A 20,132-nucleotide genomic window follows, 5' to 3' on the forward strand; every position below is an offset into this window, starting at 1 on the left:
GCAGGCGGCCAATGAAGGCTTCGGCTGCGGGGCCGAAAACTCAGTCTTCGCCGCGGTGGCGGCGCGCCACCTCATCGAGGATCTTGCGCAGGTCCAGTGCGGAGGGTTCCTCTTCGACCAGCACGACGGTGCGCTCGACGTCCTTCAGATGCCGTTCCATCCAGGTCCGCGCGCCTTCCGCGTCGCCGGCGGCGATCAGTTCCAGCACCGCGTCGTGTTCGGAATGGCGGCAGCTGCCGGCCATCGGCGCGCCATAGGTGGAGATCACCAGCGAGGAGCGCGACACCAGGCCGGCCAGTATCTCGGCGACGGCCTCGTTCTCCGACACGCGGCTCAGCGCGACGTGGAACTCGCCCGACAGGTAGATCGCCTCGCGCCGGTCGCCGCGCGCTTCGGCCTCGTGTTCGCGGCGCACGATGTCGCGCAGCGCATCCAGCCCGGCCGGCGTGGCCTTGGCGACGACCAGGGCCATCACGCCGCATTCGACGATGCGCCGCGCCGCGAAAATGTCGCGCGCCTCCTTCACCGTGGGCTGGGCGACGGTGGCGCCGCGGTTCAGGCGGATGTCCACCAGGCGCTCATGGGCCAGGCGCTGCAGCACCTTGCGGATGCTGGTGCGGCTGACGCCGAAAGCCTCGGCCAGCGTGTCCTCGGGCAGCTTGGTGCCGGGCTCGAGATGGTTTTCGACGATGGCGGCGTACAGATTGCGGTAAACCGCCTCGTCACGCCCGTTGCCGGACATCACGTCCTCACCCTGCATCGCACCGAGATCGATCGATGAGCGCTTCTTACCCATTTGCCGTCTCCGTCATCGGCAGCCTGCGAAGGTGGGCTGCCAGTCTTTGATCGCAGTCTATTTTCAATTTGTACATAAAACAATAATTTTTTGTATGCATTCAAAAGATTGATCGCACACAATTAACCACAGTTTTCTTCGCAACGACATGCACGATTCCCATACCGTCTTTCCTGCGAAGCCGTACAAGCTCCAGCCGGCCCCGGGCACCAGGACAGTCCGGGCCGGAGCCGTCCTGGCGAACCGGTTCTCGAAAAAACGTGGATGGAAGGCTTTGTTGCGCTGCTGCGGCACTTCGAGGCTGGACATGGGATGCGGATCGGGGCAGCCGATCACCCGCCACCTCCGCGAGCGCGGCTTCGCCGTCGTCGGCGTCGATGCCCGCCGACGCCCATTTCGCGGTGCCGGAGCCGATTTCCCGGTGCGGAACGGGTCGTGGCGGACGTGCGCGCCCCGCCGCTTCCGCGCAGGCTTGGCGGTACCGGCCGTTCCCCGGATCGCAGGCGTGGTGAAGCACGCAGCCGGAAACCCGGCGCGCGGGCGCCGCACCGTGCGGCTCGCGCAGCGGTGCTGACGGCTAACTGGAAGTAGGCTTGGACGAGGTGTTCGAGGGCGTCGACAGCCCGGCGCCCGTCACGGCTTGAGGCGGTAGCCCGTCCTGAACATCCACATCACGATGGCGATGAACACCGCCAGGAACAGCAGCGCCATGCCGATGCTGATACCGACCGCGACGTCGGCGCTGCCGTAGAAGCTCCAGCGGAAACCGCTGACCAGGTACACCACCGGGTTGAACAGGCTCACCGTCCGCCAGGCCGGCGGCAGCATGTCGATGGAGTAGAAGCTGCCGCCGAGGAAGGTCAGCGGCGTGATGACGAGCAGCGGCACCAGTTGCAGTTTCTCGAAATTGTCCGCCCAGATGCCGAGGATGAAGCCCAGCAGGCTGAAGGTCAGCGCGGTCAGCACCAGGAAGAACAGCATCCACAGCGGATGCTCGATGCGCAGCGGCACGAACAGCGCGGCGGTGGCGAGGATGATGAGGCTCAGCATGATCGCCTTGGTGGCGGCCGCGCCGACGTAGCTGGCGACGATCTCGAAATGCGATATCGGCGCCGACAGCACCTCGTAGATGGTGCGCGAGAATTTCGGGAAGAAGATCGCGAAGGTGGCGTTCGACACGCTCTGCGTCAGCAGGTTGAGCATGATCAGGCCGGGCACGATGAAGGCGCCGTAGCTGACGCCCTCGACTTCGGGAATGTAGCCGCCGATCGCCGAGCCGAACACGACGAAGTACAGCGAGGTGGAGATCACCGGCGCCAGCACGCTCTGCAGCAGCGTGCGGCGGGTGCGCGCCATCTCGAAATGGTAGATGGCGCGTACGGCCTGCCAGTTCATCCTTGCTCTCCTGTCTGGTTCTGTTCGCGCTCGCTGACCAGGCCGACGAAGATTTCCTCCAGCGAACGCTGCTCGGTGTGCAGGTCGGCAAAGCCGATGCCCGCGCGGCCCAGGTCCTGCAGCAGGTCGGCGATGGCTGTGTCCTGTCCGCCGCCCTCGCCTTCGTAGTGGTACACCAGTTCGCTCCCCCCCTTGCCCAGCACCAGCCCGTAGCGCGCCAGCGCGGGCGGGATCTGCGCCAGCGGCGCGGCGAGCTGCAGCGTCAGGCGCTTGCCGCCGAACTTGCGCATCAGCGCCTCCTTGTCCTCGACCAGGATCAGTTCGCCCTTGCTGATCACGCCCACGCGGTCGGCCATTTCCTCGGCTTCCTCGATGTAGTGGGTGGTCAGGATCACGGTGACGCCGGTGTCGCGCAGGCGGCGGACCAGCTGCCACATGTCGTGGCGCAGTTCGACGTCCACACCGGCGGTCGGCTCGTCGAGGAACAGGATCTGCGGTTCGTGCGACAGCGCCTTGGCGATCAGCACCCGCCGCTTCATGCCGCCGGACAGCGACACCAGGCGGGCGTTCTTCTTGCCCCACAGCGACAGCGCCTTCAGCACTTCCTCGATATAGGCCGGGTTCGACGGCTTGCCGAACAGCCCGCGGCTGAAGCTGACGGTGTTCCACACCGACTCGAAGGCATCGGTGGTCAGTTCCTGCGGCACCAGGCCGATCATCGCCCGCGCGGCGCGATAGTCGCGGATGATGTCGTGGCCGCCCACCGTCACCCGCCCGGCGGTCGGGTTGACCAGGCCGCAGACGATGCTGATCAGCGTGGTCTTGCCGGCGCCGTTCGGCCCCAGCAGGGCAAATATCTCGCCACGCCGGATGTCCAGGTCGACCCCTTTCAGCGCGGCGAAGCCGCCGGCGTAGATCTTGGAGAGACCGGCAATGGAAATGATGGGCTGCATGGCCGGCCGGTCGCTCATGCCGCCGGCACGATGATGGCCACGCGGCGGTTCTGCGCGCGCCCGGCGGGCGTGGCGTTGTCGGCGATCGGCCGCATGCTGCCGAAACCGCGGCGAATGATGCTGCCGTAAGTCAGCCCGTGGCGTGCAAGTTCGCGCGCCACCGCCTCGGCGCGCCGCTCCGACAGCGCCATGTTGTAGTCGGGCGCGCCGGTATTGTCGGTATGGCCTTCGACCCGCACGGCATCGACCCTGATGTCCCGCAGCGTATCGACGACACGCTCGATGATGACCGAGGTCTCGCTGGAGATCTGATCGGTATCGATGTCGAACAGGATGCTGCCGCTCAGATTCAGACCCCAGCCGTCTTCGGTCTCGACGAAGCCGATCTTCTCGAGCGCGGCGACCTGTTCGGCGCTGAGACCGTATTTGTTGGGCACCGTCTGGCAGGCGGCGAGCAACAGCACCGCCGCCAGCATCAGCAGGCAACGGGCCAGGAAGCGGCCCGGGCCGGGATGGACGATATGTTCGGTCATTCGCTTGTTTCTCCATGATTGAGGCAAGGACGGGGGGCGGGATCGAAGATCCGGTAGTGGCCGCGCCCGTTCTGTTTTGCGGTATACATGGCCTGGTCGGCCGCGACGAGGAGCTGCTCCGCAGTCTCGGCATGCTCGGGGAACAGGGCGATGCCGATGCTGACGGCGGGCGCGATCCGCACTTCGCCGATCTGCAGCGGTGGCGCCATCGCGGCCAGGATCTTGTCCGCCACCAGCACGGCATCATCGACGTCCCGCACCGAATCCAGCAATACGGTGAATTCGTCGCCGCCCAGGCGGGCGACGAGGTCGGTATCGCGGATGCAGTTGCGGATGCGGTCGGCCACGTCCACCAGCAGCGCATCGCCGACGGCATGGCCGTACTGGTCGTTGACCTGCTTGAAGCGATCGTTGTCCAGGTACAGCACGCCGACCTTGCCACCCGAGCCGCGAACGTCGCCCAGCGCCTTCTCCAGCCGCTCGGTGAAGCCGCGCCGGTTGGCCAGGCCGGTCAGGCCATCGCGCAGCGCGAGCTGGGACAAGGTCTGGTTGGCCACTTCCAGGCTGGACTGGCGCGCGATCAGTTCGACGTTGCGGGCATGGAGCTCGGCGAACAGGGCGTTGAAGTCCTTGCCGAGCTGATCGAATTCGACGATGTCCAGCGGCGGCACGCGGCGGCTGAAATCCTGCTGCAGCCGGGCGCCGTGGGTGGCCGAGGCGAGCGCCTCGAGCTGAGCGCTGATGCGCTGCGACATCCTCCCCGCCAGGCGGCTCGCGGCATAGAAGAACAGCGCGATGCTGCCCAGGCCGATGCCGACGGCCTGCAGCGTGTAGATGATGAATCGCGCGCCGTTGCCATGCACCACCACATTGCCGATGTGCTTGCTGCCGGAGCGGATCTCGGCAGCGATGGGTTCGGGGAAAAGCAGGCGCCCGACGGCTTCGTCGAAATGGCCGAGCATGCCGTTGCCGGGGTATCGATAACTGGCCAGCATACGCCCGTTCAACGTGCTGACGCTGGCCTCCCTGAGCTGTTCGCGCTCGGCGATCTGCAGCAGGATCTCGGAAGCGGTCCGCCGGTCCTCGAAAAGGACGGCTGCCTCGGCGGAGTAGGCGATGGTGCGCGCGACGAGCTGCAGATGCTGCTCGAGCTGCCCCCTCAGCGTGATCAGGGTCAGGGCGAACAGCGCCGTGCCCGCCAGCGTGATGGCCAGCACGGTCGAGTCGGTGTACATCCGGCGCAGGGCCTGGAAAAGAGTGGTGCGTTTGATGCTCGTCATGGGTGGCGCTGCAACTGCTCGGTCAGCCGCAGGACTTGGGGATTGACGCGCAGCCCGCTGCGGGAGATGGCATCGAGATTGGCCGCGAAGTTCTTCCTGTCGGGACGACCATCCAGACAGAACATGCCGCCGAAGGAACAGAAATCGTGTTCTTCGCCGATCGTGAGCACCGGCCTGCCGGTGAGCATCTTGACGAGAGCGGTCAGTTGCTCCGGCGGCAGCTTGCCGGCGTACAGCACGTCGCACTGCCCTGCTGCTTCCTCTTCGGAGGCTAGCTCATGCACGCCGACGTCGTACTCCGGCCTGCGCCCATCGTCCGCCGCGTACAGCGTTCCGCCATGTTCGCTGTCGCCGATGAGGCACAGCCGCAAGGGCCGGGGCGGCTCGGGCCAGCGCGTGTAGCCGATGATCCCCCAGACGATGGCGGCGGCACTCAGTTGCCGGTCTGCCGACGCCTCCGGCTCGTCCTGGGCCCGGGCACACCAGGCACTGCTCGCGAGCGGCACGGCCACCAGGCAGTAGATGATCAGCTTGCGTAACATGTCGGGTTTCCATCGGGAGTTGAGCGCCAAGTGGCCGCGTCGGGCATCAGCGGCGGTTCCGGACCTCGGTGCAAACCAGCATGTGCCGGCCGTGATTCTAGCCCGAAGCGCCCCCACAATCGCGGCAAACGCGATTCCACAGGCATCGCCGGTCGAAGCCAATGCATTTTTTCCTGCAGCTGCAGGCGCGCGGTATCGAGCCTGTGCGCGTGCCCGTCAGCCCAGCGTCGCCGTCGCCAGCTTGGCGCCGAAGCCGATGAACACGCCGCCCACGCCTGCGGTGGCACCGGCCGCCGCGCGGCGATGGCGGCGGAAATGGGCCGCGAGCCGGGCGCCCGAAAAGATCAGCACCGACAGATAGAGCACGCTGCAGATCTGCACGATGACGCCGAGGATCACGAAGGACAGCCCCGGATGGGCATAGGCCGGATCGACGAACTGGATGAAGAAGGAAACGAAGAACAGGATGGCCTTCGGATTCATCAGGCTGATGATCAGCGCGGTGCGGAAAGGATGCGGCGTGCCGCTCACCGCAGGATGGCCGGTCACGGCTTCTGCTCCGGCTTCGTCGCCGCGCCGCCAGGCGGCCAGGCTGGCGCGCAGCAGGCCGATCCCCACCCAGGCCAGGTAGGCCGCGCCGGCATACTTGATCGCCATGAACAGTTCGGGCGTGGCGCGCAGCAGCGAAGCCATGCCCAGCACGGCGAGCAGCATCAGGATGGTGTCGCCGGCGAAGATGCCGAGGGCACCGCGATAGCCTGCCGCCACGCCCCAGCGCGAAGCCGTCGCCATGACGTAGAGCGAGTTCGGGCCGGGCAGCAGCACGATGAAGATGGTGCCGAGGATGAAGGTGCTCAGGTCGGTGATGCCGTAAAACATGGCCGCATTCGCAGGCAGATGGGAAGCCGTCACTTTGCCACGCAACTCGCCGTCGGGCCAGCGAGACGCGCTTGCCCTTCAGCGGCGCACGGCGACGAATTCGAGCGGTGCATCCACGCTGCCGCCGCGCTGGATCTGCAGCCGCACGTGCAGGACATCGCCATCGACCCGGGCCTCGTAGTGCTGCACCATGCCCTGCACCGCGTCGCCGCCGGCAATGGATTCGGCGCGCGTGGCGAAACGCAGCCGGCCGTCGCGCCATTCCACCTGTTCGATCAGGCGCGGAACACCGAGGAAGCTTGCGCTGCCCTCGACCGTGTCGCCGTCCGCGACGAAATCGAAGCGCTCCCGCAGCTCGACGTTCCACGGGTAGCTCACGTCGGCCTCCCACACCCCCTGCAGCGCTTGCGGGCCCGGGGCGGACGATCCGCTCCACAGCCAGGCCGCGGCAAGCATGCCGGCCAGCGCGGCAGCCGCCGCCATCCCCGGCCAGCGCAGCCGCCGGCGCGGCGCCGGGACGGCCAGCCACTGCTCGAGGGCGGCATACAGCCGCTGCAGGTCGGCTGGCCATGACGCATCATCGAGCGACAGCGCATGGCGATTCGCCAGCCCGCGCAGCGACGGCGGCAATGCCTCCACCGCCGGCATCGCCGCGCCCCCCACCAGCACCGGCACCACCGGCTTGCCGGAAGCCAGCGCGCACTCGATCTCGCGCCGCACGTGATCGTCGGCGCGGTCGAGCCTGCGCTCGCCGTCCCGGCTGGCAGCGAGCCAGCCCGGACCGATGACCACCAGCACCGCCTGGACCTGCCGCAGGCTGTGCTCGATGGCGATCTCGAAATCGGCGCCGGGCCGGATGTCGTCGACATCGCGGAACACGCTGCCGGCCCCCAGGCGCTGCTCGAGCGCATCGGTCAGCCGGCCGGCGAAGCCGGCGCTGTCCTCGCGGCGATAGGAAACGAACAGGCTGGGCACGGGCGTTCAGCGGAAGTGGGCCACGCTTGCATTCAAGCACGCGGATGGAAGGCCGGCCACCCCCGGCCACGCCTCAGCCCGCCGCGCGGCGCGACTGCCACAGCGACCACAGGCTGGTCAGCGCCAGCGCGCCGCCGATCAGCAGCATGCCGGCGAACTCGGCGGCCGATGGCCGCTCGCCCAGTTCGATCCAGCCCGCCAGCACACCGACCATCGGGATGCCGAGCGCCGACAGGCCGGCCATGCCTGCCGACAGATGCTGCAGGATGTAGAGCCACAGCAGCCAGGCCAGGCCGGTGGCCAGCACCGCATTGAAGGCCAGCGCACCGTAGAAATAGGGCGTGGGATCGATCGGCCGCGACGGCAGCAGCAGCGCGACGATGCACAGCGCCAGCGCGCCGAACAGCATCTGCCAGGCGGTCAATGCCAGCAGGTCGAAATCGTGGTCGCGCCGCAGGCGTTTGGCGAGGATGGCCGACAGTGCCCAGGTCAAGCCGCCGCCGATCGCGAGCAGGTTGCTGAACAGGCTGCTGTGCATCGCCCAGGGTTCGAGGATCAGCACCAGGCCACCTGCGGCAATGGCCAGCGCCAGCCACTGTATGCCGCGGATGCGCTCGCCCAGCGCCCACCAGGCCATCGGGATCACCCAGAAAGGCATGGTGTAGACCAGCACCGCCGTCTTGCCCGCGCCGCCGGCCACCAGCGCCCACTGGATCAGCGCGGTGAATGCGCCCGTCTGCACGACGCCGAGCATCGCCACCCGCGGCATCGCGGCCAGCTTCAGCGGCTTGCGCAGCCCCGCCAGCACCAGGAACAGCGTCGCCGCGCCCAGCAAGGTGCGGATGGCGGAAAAGTCGAAAGGATCGACGTACTGGATGACCTGCTTCATCACCACCCAGTTGTAGCCCCAGATGCCCGACAGCAGGATCAGGGCGAGGATTGCCAGACGCGAAGGCGACATCGATTGCATTGCATTTCCAGATGAAAAAGAGCGCGGGGACGCCTGCAAGGCGCCCCCGCGCGTTGAGAAAAGTGGTGGCCGGCACCCCGGTGGCTTGCCGCAGCCGCTACGGTCCGCCGCGCCTCCTCGGTCAGCGATCGCGGCGGTGGCGCCTGGCCACTTCGCCGAGAACTTTCTTCAGGTCCGGGGCGGAGGGCTCCTCCTCCTCCAGCACGACACTGCGCTCGACCTCGCGCAGATGGCGCTCCATCCAGCCACGCGCGCCTTCGGCGTCGCCGGAAGCGATCAGATCGAGCACTTCGTCGTGCTCGGAATGGCGACAGCTGCCGGCCATCGACGAGCCGTAGGTGGAGATCACCAGCGAGGAGCGCGACACCAGGCCGGCCAGTATCTCGGCGACGGCCTCGTTCTCCGACACGCGGCTCAGCGCGACGTGGAACTCGCCCGACAGGTAGATCGCCTCGCGCCGGTCGCCGCGCGCTTCGGCCTCGTGTTCGCGGCGCACGATGTCGCGCAGCGCATCCAGCCCGGCCGGCGTGGCCTTGGCGACGGCCTGGGCCATCACGCCGCATTCGACGATGCGCCGCGCCGCGAAAATGTCGCGCGCCTCCTTCACCGTGGGCTGGGCGACGGTGGCGCCGCGGTTCAGGCGGATGTCCACCAGGCGCTCGTAGGCAAGGCGCTGCAGCACCTTGCGGATGCTGGTGCGGCTGACGCCGAAAGCCTCGGCCAGCGTGTCCTCGGGCAGCTTGGTGCCGGGCTCGAGATGGTTTTCGACGATCGCCGCGTAGAGGTTGCGGTAGATCGCCTCGTCCCGGCCGCCGGCGGACCGGTCTTCCTCACCCTGCAGCGAACCGAGATCGATCGATGAACGTTTCTTGCTCATGCCCTGTTCTCCAGCACCAGCGCTTCACAGACGGTGCCGACCGCGCTGGACGCAAATCCATTGGAAAATTGTACACAAAATAGAATAACTCTGTATTTATAACCACTATCAGCCTGGCAACCGGATTCACAATCACCGTTCGGGCCGAGCCCTTCGGCAAACGGCATCCCGGCTTCGGCCCGGCGCCAGCCTCCACGACGACTCGCCGTTCAATACTGACGCCAAGGTGTGGAACGTGCAGAAAGAGCCCGGCCGGCGACAGCTCCGCGGCCCGGGGCGCGCATCAGCCGATGATGCCCCACCAGCGCAGGGTCTGGCGGAAGTGGTCGCGTACCGCGGCGGCGGCGCGCTCCTCGTCGCCTGCGGTGATCGCATCGATGATCGTCAGGTGTTCTTCCATCGCCGGCACGATGCGGTCGGGCAATAAGGGCCGTGAATGCTGGATGATCGAGATGCGGTCGCGGTTGCGGGAGTAGATTTCGTGCGCGCTGTTGTTGCCGAGCGCCCCGGCGAGCGTCACGTGCAACCCCCAGTCGACCGCCATCGCCTCGCGCTGCAGCGACGGCGTGATGCCGTCGCGCGCGACGTCGAGCACCCGCTGGTGCAGCGCGCGCAGCGCGTCGAGCCTGCCCGCGCGCCCGTCGCGCACGAGCTGACGCGCGCCTTCCTGGTCGAAGATCGTGCGCAGGTGGAAGCACTCGCGGATCAGTTCCGGCGTGGCTTCCATGACCGCGACGCCACGCTTGGGCAGCACCCGCACCAGCGCGGCCGACTCGGCGCGCTTGACCGCCTCCCTGATGGGGGCGATCGGCAGGCCGATCGATTTCACCAGGTCCGGCATGGACACGAACTGGCCCGCGCGCAGTCCCCCGCTGGTCAGCAGTTCCCTCAGCGCCAGAAAGGCCTTGTCGGCCAGCAGCAGACCGTCAACATCCGGCATGTTCATCTCATTGCTCCCGTATGGTCGAACATTGTCACACACGGCTGGAGCAGGGGAAATGCCTGCCGCCATCTCGGGTTCTTGCCATAAAAAATTTTTACTATCATATCAGCGACGTTATAACTAACATTTCAGAAAGAATATGAGCACCCCGCAAGCTGGAACGCATTACCCGGCGTTCCGGCAGCGGTGGCCGAAACAGGCGCACTGAACCCCAGCGGCGCCCGGGGCGGCAGAAAACCAGAATGGTTGCCAACATGCTTGTCGACATGCAGGCACGAGGCAACTCCTTCCACACGGTTCGTGAGGCAAACCATGAAGAAACCGTTCTATAAGACATTGTTCGGGCAGGTCGTCATCGCCCTGGTCCTCGGCGTGATCGTCGGCGTCGTCTGGCCCGATTTCGCTGCCAAGCTCAAGCCGCTCGGTGACGGCTTCATCAAGCTGATCAAGATGATCATCGCGCCGCTGGTGTTCTGCGTCGTGGTGCACGGCATCTGCAGCACGGGCGATCTGAAGAAGGTCGGCCGCGTCGGCGCCAAGGCGCTGGTGTATTTCGAGATCGTCACGACCTTCGCCCTGGCGCTGGGCGTGCTGCTCGCCTACACCCTGCAGCCTGGCGTCGGCATGAACGTCGACCCGAGTTCGCTCGATGCCTCGGCGATGTCCGCCTACACCGACCGCGTCGCCCAGGCCACGAGCACGATCGACTTCATCATGAAGATCATCCCGGCCACCTTCGTCGATGCCTTCGCCAAGGGCGACATCCTGCAGGTGCTGCTGATCGCGATCCTGTTCGGTACCGCGGTGGCGGCGATGGGCGAAAAGGGACGTCCGGTGACGGCGGCGATCGACAGCCTTGCACACGTGTTCTTCAAGCTGATCGGCTTCATCGTCAAGCTTGCGCCGCTCGGTGTGCTCGGTGCGATCGCCTTCACCGTGGGCCAGTACGGCGTCGGCTCGCTGAAGCAGCTCGGCATGCTGGTGGCACTGTTCTACGTCACCTGCGTGATCTTCGTCATCGGCGTGCTCGGCCTCATCCTGCGCCTGGCCGGCTTCAACATCTTCAAGTTCCTCAAGTACATCCGCGAGGAACTGCTGGTGGTGCTCGGCACCGCCTCGTCCGACTCGGTGCTGCCGCAGGTGATGCGCAAGCTCGAGCTGATGGGGATCAAGGACTCCACCGTCGGCCTCGTCATCCCGACCGGCTACTCCTTCAACCTCGACGGCTTCTCGATCTACCTGACCCTGGCGGCAGTCTTCATCGCCCAGGCCACCAACACGCCGCTGTCCACCGCCGACCTGCTGACCATCCTCGCCATCTCGCTCGTCACCTCCAAGGGCGCGCACGGCGTGCCCGGCTCGGCGATCGTGATCCTGGCGGCGACGCTGTCCGCGGTGCCGGCGATCCCGGCGATCGGCCTGGTGCTGGTGCTGTCGGTCGACTGGTTCATGGGCATGGCCCGTGCGCTGACCAACATGATCGGCAACTGCGTCGCCACCGTCGTCATCGGCGTGTGGGAAAAGGACATCGACCGCGAACGCGCCCACAAGGTGCTGAACGGCGAGATCACGGTCGACCTGCATGCGCCGATCCAGCCCGAAGCCCTGGCCGCCGCGCGCGCCGAGGCGGAGGCAGCCACGGTGGCCGACATCAAGGACGCCGCGGACATCAGCCCCTCGCGCGCCTGAAACACCGCACCCGGCATCCCTTCCATCCCCCCGCCCGGCGGGCGCACCCCGCCCGCCGGACTCATGCAACTGCTGCACCCACATTTTCACAGGAGAAGTCCCCATGGCTAGTCACACTCCCGGCGCCCCCGTCTTCGCCCCCCCCGCCGAACTGCCCGACTGGGCACAGCGCTCGGTCGATCTCGCCAACCCGCGCCTGGGCGCCAAGGCGATCGCCGTCTCCGACGATTTCTTCGCCGAAGTCTCACGCATGCTCAACCCCGAACCCGCCCAGTTCGTCCCCGGCAAGTTCGATACCAACGGCAAGTGGATGGACGGCTGGGAGTCCCGCCGCAAGCGCGTCGCCGGCCATGACTGGGCCATCGTCCGGCTCGGCGTCAAGGGCCTCATCCGCGGCTTCGACATCGATACGTCGCACTTCACCGGCAACTATCCGCCCGCCGTCTCCATCGAGGCTTGCGTGGCCGAGTCCGACGACGCCGAGACCCTCAAGGCCGCCGACTGGACCGAGATCCTGCCCGCCACCCCCTGCGGCCCCAACAGCCACCACATCGTCGAGTGCGCCAGCACCCAGGCCTGGACCCACTTGCGGGTGAACATGTATCCGGACGGCGGTATCGCCCGGCTGCGCGTCTATGGCCGCCCGGTGGGTTCGCTGGCCGCCGCGGCCGGCGAACTGGTCGATCTGGTGGCGATGGAGAATGGCGGACGCGCGGTGTCGTGGAACGATGCGAGTTTCGGTTCCTCGGCCGCCGCGCTGCTGTTGCCCGGCCGTGGCATGAACATGGGCGATGGCTGGGAGACCCGCCGCCGCCGCGAGCCGGGCAACGATTGGTGCGTGCTCGAGCTGGGCGCGCCCGGCACGGTCGAGAAGATCGAGGTCGATACCGCTTTCTTCAAGGGCAACTACCCGGATCGCTGCTCGATCCAGGCCGCCTGCGTGAGCGGCGGCACCGATCGCTCCATCACCACCCAGTCGATGTTCTGGCAGACCTTGCTGCCCGAGCAAAAACTCGAGATGGATGCGATCCATACTTTCACCGAGCAGCTCGCCAAGCTCGGGACCATCACCCATGTGCGCTTGAACATCTTCCCCGATGGCGGCGTGTCCCGACTGCGCCTGTGGGGCAAGCCCGAGGCGAAGAACTGATCGTCCACGCTGCCGCGCTGGCTCCATGAGCGCGGCAGCGTTTTTTTGCGTTCTTCCTTCAATACCGTTCGTTCAAGCAGGAGCATCTTTCACCGTAGGAGCGGCTTCAGCCGCGAAAGGCGCTTGTTCGCGGCTAAAGCCGCTCCTACACCGAGAGGAAAATCTCCTGAGTGAACAGCATCGGCCCTTCCTTTCCTTTTCCGCACGAGACGCCCATGTCCGAACACAACGCCTTCACCCTGCAGGTCCAGCCGCTGACCCGCGAGGCTTTCGCCCCTTTCGGCGAGCTCATCGAGGCCTGTGACGCCGTCCAGCATTTCACCATCAACGCCGGCAATACCGAGCGCTACCACGATCTGGCCAACATCGAGCCCGGACCCGACGGCCGCGTCATCGTCTCCATCTTCCGCGGCCAGCCCCGCAGCCTGCCCTTCTGCGTGCAGATGATGGAGCGCCATCCGCTCGCTTCCCAGGCCTTCATCCCGATGTCCGGCAGGCCCTACCTCGTCGTCGTCGCGCCGGCTGGAGAACCCCCTGCCGTCCAGGACCTGAAGGTCTTCCTCGCCCGCGCCGACCAGGGCGTCAATTACGCCACCGGCGTATGGCACCACCCCCTGCTCGCGCTCGACGGCGTCTGCGACTTCATCGTCATCGATCGCAAGGGAACCGGACACAACTGCGACGAAATACAGCTCGAACAATACGGCATCATCCCGCCCATATCCCATTCCCGATACGCACCATAAACACCCGCCGCAGTTCCCGGCGCGGCGCCCCCCTACACTCCGCGCCGCCCGGAACCCATTCTAGGAGTGCTCAATGTTGCTCGGCTTGTCGCTGTTCTACGTCGGTGCGGTGCTGATACTGAACGGACTATGGATGCTCGGGCGGATCAGCGACCGCGAGATTTCGATCATCAACCTGTTCGCCGGCGGACTGACCCTGCTGGTATCGCTGAAGCTCGCCTTCGGCGAGGGGGCTGACCGCACGTCGGTCAAGGCGGCGGCCCTGTCGCTGCTGTTCTCCTTCACCTATCTGTGGGTCGCCTTCAACCGCCTGACCGATGCCGACGGGCGCGGCCTGGGATGGTTCAGCCTGTTCGTGGCGATCACTGCGGTGCCGGTCGCGGTCGATACCCTGAGTACCGCGTCCAGCATCGGGGACTGGTGGCTCGGCGCCTCGTGGGCGGCATGGTCGGTATTGTGGCTGCTGTTCTTCCTGATGCTGGCGCTGCACAAACCGATCGTCCGGCTGACTGCCGGCATGGCGATCGGCCAGGGCATCTTCACCGGCTGGCTGCCGGGCTACCTGCTGCTGACCGGCGTGCTCCGCTAGGTTTTCCCCCTCTCCCGCATCGCCCGCGAAGGCCGTGCCGTCCGCCAGGACGCACGGCCTTCACGCATTCGGAGCTGCGCTCGAAGCTTGGGTGCAGTTGGATTGTGCATTGCAAAAATATAAATTTTTATATTCCACTTATTAACGGGACACGCACTACACGCCCCAGCGAATCCCTAGACTGCCCCACATCAATGCAGCACGGCACGGCCACCGACCGGCGAGGCGTGCCACGACAGGCAAGCACGGAGATGGGCGAGTACCCGGCACAACGGAAAGCAGCACTGTCGGACAAGCACAGCCAGTCGATCGATACCGGTGACCGCCCGGATGACAAAAAAGCGGCACGGACATTGCATTGACGCTCCACCGGCAAGGCCCGCTCCGGCGGCGAAGAGACAAACAAACAGAGAAAGGGGTACGACATGTCAGACCAGACATCGAAAATCGACGCGCAGCGGGTCCATCCGGTAGACGAGAAGCTGCCGAGCGGGCGTCTCGCCACCTTGGGCATGCAGCACGTGCTGGTGATGTATGCCGGCGCGGTGGCGGTGCCGCTGATCGTGGGCCGCGCGCTGGGCCTCGATCCACAGCAGGTCGCCATGCTGATTTCGGCGGATCTGTTCTGTTGCGGCCTGGTGACGCTGATCCAGTCGCTCGGCCTCACCAAGTACTTCGGCATCAAGCTGCCGGTGATGATGGGCGTCACATTCGCCGCCGTCGGCCCGATGGTGGCAATGGCCAACGTCCAGGGCGGGCCGGAAGGCGCCCGGGCGATCTTCGGCGCGATCATCGGCGCCGGCATCGTCGCGACCCTGATCGCCCCCTTCATGAGCCGCCTGCTGCGCTTTTTCCCGCCGGTCGTCACCGGCACCATCATCGCCATCATCGGCATCAGCCTGATGCGGGTGGGCGTGGGCTGGGCGCTGGGCGGTCCTGCCCACCTGGCGCAAACCGTCGATGTTCCGCAACTGGTGCAGATGGTCGATGGCGCCAAGGAGACGGCCGCGGCAACCGGCTCCGAGCTGACCCGGCTGCCGGGACCGATCCCGATGGCCGACAACCCCGGCTACGGTGCGCTCGACACCATGGCGGTCGCGGGCTTCGTGCTGGTGGTGATCCTGCTGATGGTGCGCTACGGCCGCGGCTTCATCGCCAACATCGCGGTGCTGCTGGGCATCGTCATCGGCTGCATCGTGGCGGTGATCATGGGCAAGATGCACTTCGACATGGTCGCCAAGGCCGACTGGTTCGCCATCGTCACCCCGTTCGCCTTCGGCATGCCCACCTTCGACCCGGTGATGGTGCTGACCATGACGCTGGTGATGATCGTGGTGATGATCGAATCGGTGGGCATGTTCCTGGCGCTGAGCGACATCACCGACAAGCCCATCTCCCGCACCGAACTGGCGGCCGGCCTGCGCACCGACGGCCTGGGCACGGTGATCGGCGGCGTGTTCAACACCTTCCCCTACACCAGCTTCTCGCAGAACGTGGGCCTGGTGGGCGTGACCGGCGTCAAGAGCCGCTGGGTCTGCGTGGCGGCGGGCTTGATCATGATCGTGCTCGGCATGCTGCCCAAGATGGCCGCGCTGGTGGAGTCGGTACCGACCTTCGTGCTCGGCGGCGCCGGTCTGGTGATGTTCGGCATGGTCGCGGCCACCGGCATCCGCATCCTGACCAGCGTCGATTTCAAGAGCAACCGCAACAACCTGTACATCGTCGCCCTGTCGATCGGTTTCGGCCTGGTGCCGCTGGTGGCCCCGCGCTGGACCCAGCACATGGCCCACAGCCTGCACCCGCTACTGGAATCGGGCATCCTGCTGACCGCGATCTCGGCGGTGCTGCTGAACATGTTCTTCAACGGCGGCCGCGACGACACCGCCGGTGCGATCGAAGCGGCGAAGGCGGCGGAAGCGCACTGATCCACCCGGACCGGCAATGAAACACGGCAGGCCACCGCGCAGCATGCGGTGGCCTGTTCTGTTTGCGGCCGCCGCCAACGGCATCGCCGCCCCCCCTCTCGCCGCCCCTTCTCACCGGACTGCGGATGCGCCGCCTGCCGCCGGCCCGGGTCACGCCCGCCGCTGCGCCTACGCTTTCCCCTCCCCGCCTTCCCAGTATCCCGGCTGGTTGTAGACCGCCTTCAGGTAGTCGATGAAGTGCCTCACCTTGGCCGGCAGGTAGCGCTGCTGCGGATACACCGCCTGGATGTCGTAGCTCGGCGCGGCGAAATCGTCCAGCACCGTCACCAGTTCGCCGCGCCGCAGCTCGGCCTGGATCTCCCAGGTCGAGCGCCAGCCCACGCCCAGGCCCTGCTTCACCCAGTCGAACAGCAGTTCGCCGTCGTTGCAGGCCAGATCGCCTTCGACGCGGACGGCAAACAGCTTGCCGTCGCGCACGAAGCTCCAGCCGCGCTGCTGGCCCCCGGCGAGGTTGAAGGCGAGGCAGTTGTGGCGCACGAGGTCTTCCGGCTGGCGCGGCACGCCGTGGCGCTCGAAGTAGTCCGGCGTGCCGCACACCACGCGCCGGTTCGGAAACAGCCGCAGCGCCACGTAGTTCGGGTCGGTGACTTCGCCGATGCGGATCGCCATGTCGTAGCCCTCGCGCACCAGGTCGACCACGCTGTCGGTGAAGTTGAAGGACATCTTCAACTCCGGATGCAGGGCACGGAAGCCCAGCGCATGCGGTGCCACGTGCCGCCGGCCGAAAGCGGCCGGCGCCGACACCACCAGATGCCCGCGCACCACCTTGCGCCCGGCGCTGATGCCGTGCTCGATCTCGTCGAATTCGCGCAGCAGCTGCCGGCATCGTTCGAGAAACTGCTCGCCCAGGTCGGTCAGCGTCAGGCCGCGGGTGGAGCGGTGCATCAGCTTCACGCCGAGGCGCTTTTCCAGGCCGTCGAGGCGGCGGCCCATGATGACCGGGGTGACGCCCTCGACCAGGGCGGCGGCGGCGAAGCTGCCTTTTTCGGCGACCAGCGCGAAGCTGCGGATTTCGGTATGGCGGTCCATTTCATTCAATACCTGGAGTATCGACAGAAACGATTTATACGCCCATTCAGTATTCCTTGCAGGATCCTTATCCTGCACCCATCGGAATCATCCACCATCCCCCAAAGGAGACAGAAATGGCCCGCATGAGAGCAGTCGATGCCGCAGCCGCGGTGATGCGCAAGGAAGGCGTGAGTACCGTGTTCGGCGTCCCCGGCGCCGCGATCAACCCGCTGTACTCGGCAATGAAGAAGAACGGTGGTTTCAACCACGTCCTCGGCCGCCACGTCGAAGGCGCCTCGCACATGGCCGAAGGCTACACCCGTGCCAACGCCGGCAACATCGGCGTCTGCATCGGCACCTCGGGCCCCGCAGGCACCGACATGATCACCGGCCTGTACTCGGCCTCGGCCGATTCGATCCCCATCCTGTGCATCACCGGCCAGGCGCCGCGCGCCCGGCTGTACAAGGAAGACTTCCAGGCGGTGGACATCGAGTCGATCGCCAAGCCGGTGACCAAGTGGGCGGTGACGGTGCGCGAGCCGGCGCTGGTGCCGCGCGTGTTCCAGCAGGCTTTCCACATCATGCGCTCCGGCCGTCCCGGCCCGGTGCTGATCGACCTGCCCTTCGACGTGCAGATGGCCGAGATCGAGTTCGACATCGACACCTACGAGCCGCTGCCGGCGTACAAGCCCGCCGCCACCCGCGCCCAGGCCGAGAAGGCGATGGAAATGCTCAACGCCGCCGAGCGCCCGCTGATCGTCGCCGGCGGTGGCGTGCATAACGCCGATGCCGCCGCCCGCCTGCAGGAGTTCGCCGAACTCACCGGCGTGCCGGTGATCCCGACGCTGATGGGCTGGGGCAGCGTGCCCGACGACCATCCGCTGATGGCGGGCATGGTCGGCCTGCAGACCGCGCACCGCTACGGCAACGCCACCATGCTGGCCTCCGATTTCGTCATCGGCATCGGCAACCGCTGGGCCAACCGCCACACCGGCTCGGTCGAGGTCTATACCGAAGGCCGCAAGTTCGTGCATATCGACATCGAGCCGACCCAGATCGGCCGCGTCTTCGGCCCCGACTACGGCATCGTCTCCGACGCCGGCGCGGCGCTCGACCGCCTGCTGGAAGTGGCGCGCGAGATGAAGGCCGCCGGCACGCTGCGCGACCGCAGCGCCTGGGTCGCCGACTGCCAGGAACGCAAGCGCACGCTGCAGCGCAAGACGCACTTCGACAACGTGCCGATGAAGCCGCAGCGCGTGTACGAGGAAATGAACCTGGCCTTCGGCAAGGACACCTGCTACGTCAGCACGATCGGCCTGTCGCAGATCGCCGCCGCGCAGTTCCTGCATGTGTACAAGCCGCGCCACTGGATCAACTGCGGCCAGGCCGGCCCGCTGGGCTGGACCATCCCTGCCGCGCTGGGCGTCTGCGCCGCCGATCCGCAGCGCAAGGTGGTGGCGATCTCGGGCGACTACGACTTCCAGTTCATGATCGAGGAACTGGCGGTGGGCGCGCAGTTCAACCTCCCCTACATCCACGTGCTGGTCAACAATGCCTACCTCGGCCTGATCCGCCAGTCGCAGCGCGGCTTCGACATGGACTACTGCGTGCAGCTCGCCTTCGAGAACATCAACGCGCCGGAGACCGAAGGCTATGGCGTCGATCACGTCGCCGTGGTCGAGGGCCTGGGCTGCAAGGCGATCCGCGTGCGCAAGCCGGAGGACGTCGGCCCCGCCTTCGCCCAGGCGCAGCAATGGATCAAGGAGTTCCGCGTGCCGGTGGTGGTCGAGATCATCCTCGAGCGGGTGACCAACATCTCGATGGGCACCGAGATCAACGCCATCAACGAGTTCGAGGAACTGGCCGAGCGCGGCGAGGACGCCCCGACCGCCATTTCGATGCTCGACTGAGCAAGCCCGCCAGGCCGTCCCCGGACGGCCATGCGCCCCCTTCGGAGGGCGCACGCGCAGACGGAAGGGGTAAAGCAAGCCCCACGACCGACAATAGGAGAACACGACGATGCCAAGATTCGCCGCCAACCTGACCATGCTGTTCAACGAGGTCCCGTTCCTCGAGCGCTTCGAGGCCGCCGCCCAGGCCGGCTTCAAGGGCGTGGAATACCTCTTCCCCTACGCTTTCGACAAGGAAGCGCTGGCCGAGCAGTTGCAGAAGCACGGCCTCACGCAGGTGCTGCACAACCTGCCGGCCGGGAACTGGGAAGGCGGCGAGCGCGGCATCGCCTGCCATCCGGACCGCGTCGGCGAGTTCCAGGACGGCGTCGGCCGTGCGATCGAGTACGCCACCACGCTCGGCTGCAGGCAGATCAACTGCCTGGCCGGCATCACGCCGGCCGGTGCCGATGCCGGCAAGGTGCACGAGACCCTGGTCGCCAACCTGCGCTTCGCCGCCGGCAAGCTCGGCGAAGCCGGCATCCGCCTGCTGGTCGAGCCGATCAACACGTTCGACATCCCCGGCTTCCACGTGAATGGCACCGCGCAGGCGATCGCGCTGATCGACGAAGTGGGCTCGGACAACCTCTTCCTGCAGCACGACATCTACCACATGCAGCGCATGGAGGGCGAACTGGCCAACACCATCGCCAAGCACCTGCCGCGCATCGCCCACATGCAGATCGCCGACAACCCCGGCCGCAACGAGCCGGGCACCGGCGAGATCAACTACGCCTGGCTGTTCCGCTTCATCGACGGCCTCGGCTACGGCGGCTGGATCGGCTGCGAATACAAGCCGGCGGCCGGCACCCGCGAGGGCCTGGGCTGGGTGCAGGCACTCGCAGGCTGACCCCGACATCTCACCACCAC

20 protein-coding genes are annotated in these 20,132 nt (G+C 66.6%); 7 read left to right on the forward strand and 13 right to left on the reverse strand.

The genetic code is table 11. The features are described from left to right. Positions 1-40: 40 nt before the first annotated feature. The 12 genes from ACNQFN_RS15970 to ACNQFN_RS16025 all read right to left on the reverse strand — a co-directional run bounded on the left by ACNQFN_RS15970 (position 41) and on the right by ACNQFN_RS16025 (position 10,140). Positions 41-796, reverse strand: a complete 756-nt coding sequence (locus ACNQFN_RS15970) for a GntR family transcriptional regulator (RefSeq protein WP_418646976.1) — start codon at positions 794-796, stop codon at positions 41-43. A 63-nt stretch (positions 797-859) separates the two neighbouring features. Continuing rightward, the gene (locus tag ACNQFN_RS15975; RefSeq protein WP_418646977.1) at positions 860-1,132 is read right to left on the reverse strand and encodes a hypothetical protein; all 273 of its coding nucleotides are present in this window, start codon (positions 1,130-1,132) and stop codon (positions 860-862) included. Positions 1,133-1,429: 297 nt separating this feature from the next. Beyond that, positions 1,430-2,191 carry an ABC transporter permease gene (locus ACNQFN_RS15980; protein ID WP_068639563.1) on the reverse strand — a complete coding sequence of 254 codons (762 nt, stop codon included), beginning with the start codon at positions 2,189-2,191 and terminating at the stop codon, positions 1,430-1,432. Further along, positions 2,188-3,144, reverse strand: coding sequence for an ABC transporter ATP-binding protein (locus tag ACNQFN_RS15985; RefSeq protein ID WP_068639562.1), 957 nt, complete (start codon positions 3,142-3,144; stop codon positions 2,188-2,190). The genes ACNQFN_RS15980 and ACNQFN_RS15985 overlap by 4 nt, the downstream gene beginning before the upstream one ends. Before the next feature lie 14 nt (positions 3,145-3,158). Beyond that, on the reverse strand, positions 3,159-3,677 hold the full coding sequence (locus ACNQFN_RS15990; RefSeq protein ID WP_418646978.1) for an OmpA family protein: 519 nt from the start codon (positions 3,675-3,677) through the stop codon (positions 3,159-3,161). Continuing rightward, entirely contained in the window at positions 3,674-4,957 is a 1,284-nt protein-coding gene (locus ACNQFN_RS15995; RefSeq protein WP_068639560.1) for a sensor domain-containing diguanylate cyclase, read from the reverse strand. The genes ACNQFN_RS15990 and ACNQFN_RS15995 overlap by 4 nt, the downstream gene beginning before the upstream one ends. Beyond that, on the reverse strand, positions 4,954-5,499 hold the full coding sequence (locus ACNQFN_RS16000; RefSeq protein WP_418646979.1) for a YfiR family protein: 546 nt from the start codon (positions 5,497-5,499) through the stop codon (positions 4,954-4,956). The genes ACNQFN_RS15995 and ACNQFN_RS16000 overlap by 4 nt, the downstream gene beginning before the upstream one ends. A 216-nt stretch (positions 5,500-5,715) precedes the next feature. After that, complete coding sequence (leuE, locus tag ACNQFN_RS16005) at positions 5,716-6,378, reverse strand: leucine efflux protein LeuE (protein ID WP_068639558.1); 663 nt, start codon at positions 6,376-6,378, stop codon at positions 5,716-5,718. A 78-nt stretch (positions 6,379-6,456) separates the two neighbouring features. Next, positions 6,457-7,353: a toll/interleukin-1 receptor domain-containing protein gene (locus tag ACNQFN_RS16010; protein WP_418646980.1), complete on the reverse strand. Its 897-nt coding sequence runs from the start codon at positions 7,351-7,353 to the stop codon at positions 6,457-6,459. Positions 7,354-7,426: 73 nt separating this feature from the next. Then, entirely contained in the window at positions 7,427-8,314 is an 888-nt protein-coding gene (locus ACNQFN_RS16015) for a DMT family transporter (protein WP_174524564.1), read from the reverse strand. A 130-nt stretch (positions 8,315-8,444) separates the two neighbouring features. Next, the gene (locus ACNQFN_RS16020; protein ID WP_068639555.1) at positions 8,445-9,200 is read right to left on the reverse strand and encodes a GntR family transcriptional regulator; all 756 of its coding nucleotides are present in this window, start codon (positions 9,198-9,200) and stop codon (positions 8,445-8,447) included. Positions 9,201-9,483: 283 nt separating this feature from the next. After that, a complete protein-coding gene (locus ACNQFN_RS16025) occupies positions 9,484-10,140 on the reverse strand; it encodes a GntR family transcriptional regulator (protein WP_068639564.1) in 657 nt (218 codons plus the stop codon). Between the two features lie 315 nt (positions 10,141-10,455). On the opposite strand from ACNQFN_RS16025, the gene ACNQFN_RS16030 reads away from it, so the two are divergent. From ACNQFN_RS16030 to ACNQFN_RS16050, 5 genes are all read left to right on the forward strand, one after another. Then, positions 10,456-11,832, forward strand: a complete 1,377-nt coding sequence (locus tag ACNQFN_RS16030) for a C4-dicarboxylate transporter DctA (protein WP_068639554.1) — start codon at positions 10,456-10,458, stop codon at positions 11,830-11,832. A gap of 103 nt (positions 11,833-11,935) precedes the next feature. Next, positions 11,936-12,982: an allantoicase gene (gene alc, locus ACNQFN_RS16035; protein WP_418646981.1), complete on the forward strand. Its 1,047-nt coding sequence runs from the start codon at positions 11,936-11,938 to the stop codon at positions 12,980-12,982. Between the two features lie 215 nt (positions 12,983-13,197). Beyond that, entirely contained in the window at positions 13,198-13,728 is a 531-nt protein-coding gene (locus ACNQFN_RS16040) for an ureidoglycolate lyase (protein ID WP_418646982.1), read from the forward strand. A gap of 73 nt (positions 13,729-13,801) precedes the next feature. Further along, positions 13,802-14,317, forward strand: a complete 516-nt coding sequence (locus ACNQFN_RS16045) for an AmiS/UreI family transporter (protein WP_068639146.1) — start codon at positions 13,802-13,804, stop codon at positions 14,315-14,317. A 425-nt stretch (positions 14,318-14,742) separates the two neighbouring features. Next, positions 14,743-16,242 carry a nucleobase:cation symporter-2 family protein gene (locus ACNQFN_RS16050; protein ID WP_068639145.1) on the forward strand — a complete coding sequence of 500 codons (1,500 nt, stop codon included), beginning with the start codon at positions 14,743-14,745 and terminating at the stop codon, positions 16,240-16,242. A 168-nt stretch (positions 16,243-16,410) separates the two neighbouring features. On the opposite strand, the gene ACNQFN_RS16055 is transcribed toward ACNQFN_RS16050, so the two are convergent. Then, positions 16,411-17,331, reverse strand: coding sequence for a LysR family transcriptional regulator (locus ACNQFN_RS16055; RefSeq protein ID WP_418646983.1), 921 nt, complete (start codon positions 17,329-17,331; stop codon positions 16,411-16,413). A 116-nt stretch (positions 17,332-17,447) separates the two neighbouring features. On the opposite strand from ACNQFN_RS16055, the gene gcl reads away from it, so the two are divergent. Then, a complete protein-coding gene (gene gcl / locus ACNQFN_RS16060; protein WP_418646984.1) occupies positions 17,448-19,223 on the forward strand; it encodes a glyoxylate carboligase in 1,776 nt (591 codons plus the stop codon). Positions 19,224-19,332: 109 nt separating this feature from the next. After that, entirely contained in the window at positions 19,333-20,112 is a 780-nt protein-coding gene (hyi, locus tag ACNQFN_RS16065) for a hydroxypyruvate isomerase (RefSeq protein WP_418646985.1), read from the forward strand. Positions 20,113-20,132: the final 20 nt, after the last annotated feature.

Source organism: Thauera butanivorans (assembly GCF_048398245.1).
GTDB lineage: Bacteria > Pseudomonadota > Gammaproteobacteria > Burkholderiales > Rhodocyclaceae > Thauera > Thauera butanivorans.